At 72.9% G+C, this 5,000-nt stretch carries 4 protein-coding genes (1 of these 4 running past the window's edge); 2 read left to right on the forward strand and 2 right to left on the reverse strand.

Annotated elements, in window-relative coordinates; translation table 11 throughout:
• Positions 1-2,829, forward strand: a 2,829-nt coding sequence (locus EAO72_RS00005) for an ATP-binding protein (protein WP_148015101.1), incomplete at its 5' end; no start/stop codon positions are given.
• A 92-nt stretch (positions 2,830-2,921) separates the two neighbouring features.
• Here the strand turns inward: EAO72_RS00005 and EAO72_RS00010 are convergent.
• Together EAO72_RS00010 and EAO72_RS00015 are read right to left on the reverse strand one after the other, a co-directional pair.
• On the reverse strand, positions 2,922-3,254 hold the full coding sequence (locus tag EAO72_RS00010; RefSeq protein ID WP_222724055.1) for an NPCBM/NEW2 domain-containing protein: 333 nt from the start codon (positions 3,252-3,254) through the stop codon (positions 2,922-2,924).
• Positions 3,218-4,276, reverse strand: coding sequence for an RDD family protein (locus EAO72_RS00015; RefSeq protein WP_410089890.1), 1,059 nt, complete (start codon positions 4,274-4,276; stop codon positions 3,218-3,220). The genes EAO72_RS00010 and EAO72_RS00015 overlap by 37 nt, the downstream gene beginning before the upstream one ends.
• Positions 4,277-4,395: 119 nt before the next feature.
• On the opposite strand from EAO72_RS00015, the gene EAO72_RS00020 reads away from it, so the two are divergent.
• Positions 4,396-5,000 carry the 5' portion of a stage II sporulation protein M gene (locus EAO72_RS00020; protein ID WP_148015103.1) on the forward strand. Its footprint extends 403 nt past the window's final position, so only the first 605 of its 1,008 coding nucleotides appear in the window; its start codon is at positions 4,396-4,398; the stop codon falls past the right edge of the window.

Here is a 5,000-nt window from a genome sequence, read left to right on the forward strand (position 1 = left end):
GACCCCGACCCCGTCCCCGACGCCTCCGGCGCCGCCGGCCCTGTCCCGGCCGCTCTCGTCGCCGAGCTGACGGAGCTGACCGCCGCTCACCCGTACGACGAGCGCTTCCGTGCCCAGCTCATCCGCGCCCTTCGCACCGACGGACGACAAGCGGACGCGCTCGCAGCGTACGAGGACGCGCGTCGCACCCTCGCCGACGGTCTCGGCACCGACCCCGGGCCCGAACTCACCGCTCTCCATCACGAACTGCTCGCTCCCGCACCGGCCAGCCCCGCCGCGACCGGCACGTTTCACGTGAAACCGGCTCGGGGCAACCTGCGCCCCCGGCTCACCTCCTTCGTGGGGCGCGAACCGGAACTGCGCGCCATCCGGGACGACCTGGTCCGGTCCCGACTGGTCACCCTGACCGGCCCCGGCGGCTCGGGGAAGACACGCCTCGCAGAGGAGTCCGCGGCTCGCGAGGACCAGGCGGTCGCCGAGCCCCGAGACGTATGGCTCGCCGAACTCGCCCCGGTGGAGGATGCCGACGCCGTCCCGGGAGCCGTGCTGTCCGCGCTCGGGCTGCGCGAGACGGCCCTGCTGCGGGACGGCAACCACGACGGGCCCTCCACCCGCGCCGACCCGGTCGACCTGCTCGTCGACCGCCTCGGTTCGCGCGCGCGACCCGTCCTCCTCATCCTGGACAACTGTGAGCACGTCATCGGCGCGGCCGCCACGCTGGCCGAGACCCTGCTGACCCGCTGTCCACAACTGCGCGTCCTCGCCACCAGCCGCGAACCGCTCGGCGTGCCCGGCGAGTCTGTGCGACCGGTCGACCCGCTGCCCGCCGCCCCCGCCCACCGCCTGTTCACCGAACGCGCCAGAGCCGTACGCCCCGGATTCGACCCCGAGCAGGAACCGGCACACGATGCGGACGCCGTCGACGAGATCTGCCGGCGGCTGGACGGGCTGCCGCTCGCCATCGAACTCGCCGCCGCCCGGCTGCGGCTGCTCGGCCCCCGCCAGATCGCGGACCGGCTCGACGACCGGTTCCGCCTGCTGACCGGCGGCAGCCGGACCGTACTGCCCCGCCAGCAGACCCTGCGGGCGGTCGTCGACTGGTCCTGGGACCTCCTCGACGAGGACGAGCGCACCGCTCTGCGCCAGGTCTCCGTCTTCGCGGGCGGCTGGGACCTGACCGCCGCGGAAGCCGTCATCCGTACGCCCGTCGGCGCGGGCCCGCACGCCTGCGCCGACACCGCCGACCTGATCGGCGCCCTGGTGGACAAGTCCCTGGTGGTCGCCGCCCCGGCCGCCGATGGCACGATGCGCTACCGCCTCCTGGAGACCATTCACGAGTACGCCGTCGAGCGCTGCGCCGAGGCCCCGGACCTACGGACGGCCGCCGGACGGGCGCATACCGCGTACTTCACCGCGCTCGTCGAGGAGGCCGAGCCACGTCTGCGCTCCGGTGACCAGCTCCCCTGGATCCAGCGCCTGGAGACGGACCTCGACAACATCCGCGCCGCACTGCACCGCACCACGGCGGCCGCTCTGCCCTGCGAACGGGACGCGACACGACTCGTTCTGGGCATGGGCTGGTTCTGGTGGCTGCGCAACTACCACCCCGAGGGCCTTTCCTGGACCGAGCGAGTTCTTGCCCTCGGTTCGGACCCGGACGACGACACGGACCCGCGGTACTGGGACCGGATGAACCTCCACATCCTGTGGTTCTTCTACGCGGCGGAGCGGGGGGAGGCCGGAACGGACCAGAACGACGCCGAGCTCCACGCGTTCGTGGAACGCGTGGCCGGTGCGTTCGCCACCTCCGGGACGCGGGGTGCCCGGTTCCCCGGCCTGCTCTGGCCGATGACCTCATTCCTCACCGGGACGGCGGACGACGTACGGAGAAAGATCGACGCGGCCGTCGACAACGCCCGTGTCCACGGCGGCGCGTGGGAGTACGGCATCACCCTGATGTTCCGCACCCACATGATCGTCGACATGCCGGGCGGCATGCCCGGCATCGACGACGACCTCGCCGAACTGCGCACGCTGAGCCGCCGTGTCGGTGACCGGTGGATGCGCGCCCAGGTGGCCAGCGCAGCGGCCGAGGCGGGCATGATGCGCGGGCGCTACGACGAGGCGCGTGCGGCCTACGAGGAGGCGCTGCTGCTCGCCCGTGAGGTCGGCGCCCACGCCGAGGCCCCGTTCCTCCTGGCCCGGCTCGCCGAACTCTCCTACCGCACCGGCGACCTGGAAGCCGCCGCCGAGGGTCTGGACCGGTCGGAGGCCGAGGCGGAGAGCCATCAGGTGCACGACGCCGCCGCGTACATCCACTACATCCGGGCCATGATGGCGTTCCACCGAGGCGATGCGGCAGAAGCCCGGCAGCGGCTCGCCGCCGCCCAGGGCGAGGCCGGGCGCGGTGGCCCGCCGTCACACTTCACCGTGGCGCTGGAGGGGCTGTCGGCCCGGATCTCGGTGTGCGAGGACGGGCCTGCGGGCGGTCCCGTCGCCGGGCTGCGGGCGCTGCTGGCGGCGCTGGTCGCGGCGAGGGAGGCGAGGTGCCCCGAGATCGTCACCGGATACCTGGCGGACGGCGTGGCAACCGTGCTGCCGCAGGTGGGCCGCTACGAGGCCGCCGCACGCGTCCTGGCAGCCGCCGACAGCTGGCGGATGTCCGGCCCCAGGGCCGCGGCGGAGCAGACCGATGTGGACGCGGCCGAGCGGCGGGCCCGCAAGGAACTGGGGGAACCGCGGTACGAGAAGGAACGCGCCACGGGCCGCGGGCTGACCCTCGACGACGTCATCGACCTGCTGGAGAGCATCACCGCGGACCTTCCGTGACCCGCGACAGCACGGACCTGCCATGCCCCGGGGGGCACGGGGGCGGGGCTCTCGGCCACGCCCTGCGCCCGGTACGGGACCGATCCCGCCGCTCAGCGGCAGCTGATGCGGGATTCGGCCCAGTCGGCTAGGGCGAACCCGCCGAACGGGGTCGTCGGCTCCACGACGAGCCGGATCCGCTCCTGGCCCTCGATGCCGACGCTCACCGGAACAGCCGGGTCGTCGCCCTTCATCACAGGGGACTGCCACAGCCGCGCCCCGTCGCCGTTGAACACCGAGAACCGCACCGAGCCGAGCCCCATGGTCAGATCGTCCACGCCGACCATCGCCTCGTAGCGCGTGCACGAGCGGTTCAGCTGGATGGAGACCGAGGAACGGCTGTGGACGGTCACCCCGTGCGCGTACCGCGTACCACCGATCGACATGCCGGAACGCTGCCAGACCCAGCTGCTCTCGCCGAGCACCACCTCGGGGCCGGTGTGGTCACCGAGCAGGGTGTAGTCCAGCTCACTGACCTGGTACACCTCCGGGGCCGGAGCGGGCGGCGGCGGAGTCGGCGGCGGTGTCGTGGGCGTGGGTTTCGGTGTGGGGACCGGCGGAGGCGTGGGGGTCGGAGTGGGGGGGCCGGGGGAGCGTAGTGAGGCAGAGGAACGGGGTGCGGCAGAGGAACGGGGTGGGGCAGAGGCGCCGCAGGAGGTGCTGCCGCGAGCGCCCGGCGTGCGTCACGCGTCTGACGCTCGTTCACCACGGCCGCCAGGAACGCGGCGGCAGGCACCCCCGCCGGGGCCGGTACCCCGGTCCTGGCAGCGAGCTCCCCGGCCAGCCGCTCCGACATGGCGCGCCCCACGGCGGCATCCAGTTGGTGCATCCGCGTCAGGTACTGCCGCACGGCCAGCCAGAGATCGTCCGGGACCGCCGACAGGTCCAGGCCGGCGAACCGCCCGACGAGCCAGGGCGGCGGGGGCGGAACGGCTGCCGTCCGGCCCGCCGGCACCCGCTCCCGTACGACGAGCGTCCCTGCGAAGACATCTCCGAGCCGCCGCCCACGCGCCGAAACCAGCGAGGCGATGGCGGCGACGGCACCGAGCGTCGCCAGGATCTCCACCACGCCCATCGCCCCACGCACCAGCGCGTGCCGGAACCGGATGGGCCCGCCGTCGTCCCGTACCACCCGAAGCCCGCACGCGAGCTTCCCCAGCGAACGGCCATGGCTGAGTGTCTCCACCGCGATGGGCACCCCCACCAGCACCAGCAGAAAGGTCGCGACGGCCACCGCAGCCACCGCCGCTTCGTCGAGCGCGACCGTCGCGATGGCCAGTCCGATCGACACCAGTACGAACACCGTCCCCACCGCCACCAGATCGATGACGAGAGCCAGGGCCCGGCTCGGCAGTTTCGCCGGCCGCAACCCCAGCACGACCGCGTCCCCGGTCACCAGCTCACTCATTGCCGCCCACCCTTCGCCGACCATCCCTGCCCCTCGGGGCCACAGTCTGCCAAGCTGACCCGCAACGCGCCGCAGTTGTACGGACCCGTACACACCCATGCCAGGAGCAGCAGCCGACCATGGACCTCGACGTCTTCGTCCACACCCACCGCACCGAGTGGGACCGACTGGACCACCTCCTGCACCGTGGGCGCAGACTCACGGGAGCGGAGGCCGATGAACTCGTCGACCTCTACCAGCGCACGGCCACCCATCTGTCCCTGATCCAGTCCAGTGCGCCCGACCCGCTGCTCATGGCGCGTCTGACGCAGCTGGTGGCCCGGGCCCGCTCCACGGTGACCGGCACCCGCCGTGCCTCCTGGCGCGATGCCGTCCACTTCCTGACGGCGGGGTTTCCCGCGGCGGTCTACCGCTCCAGGCACTGGTGGATACCGACCGCAGTCCTCTCAGCGCTCCTCGCCGCGCTGATGGGCTGGTGGATCGGCACCCACCCGGAGGTGCAGGCGGCCATCGCCGCTCCCGAGGACCTCCGCCGCCTGACCAGCCCGGGTGGCGAGTACGAGACGTACTACTCCAGCCACCCGGCGGCCTCCTTCGCCGCCCAGGTCTGGACGAACAACGCGCAGGCCGCCGCCATGTGCCTGGTGCTGGGTGCGTTCCTCTGCGTCCCGGTGATCTGGATCCTCTTCGTCAACGTGCTGAACCTTGCGGTGGGCATCGGCCT

It is taken from the genome of Streptomyces sp. OR43, from assembly GCF_008042275.1.
Lineage (GTDB): Bacteria > Actinomycetota > Actinomycetes > Streptomycetales > Streptomycetaceae > Streptomyces.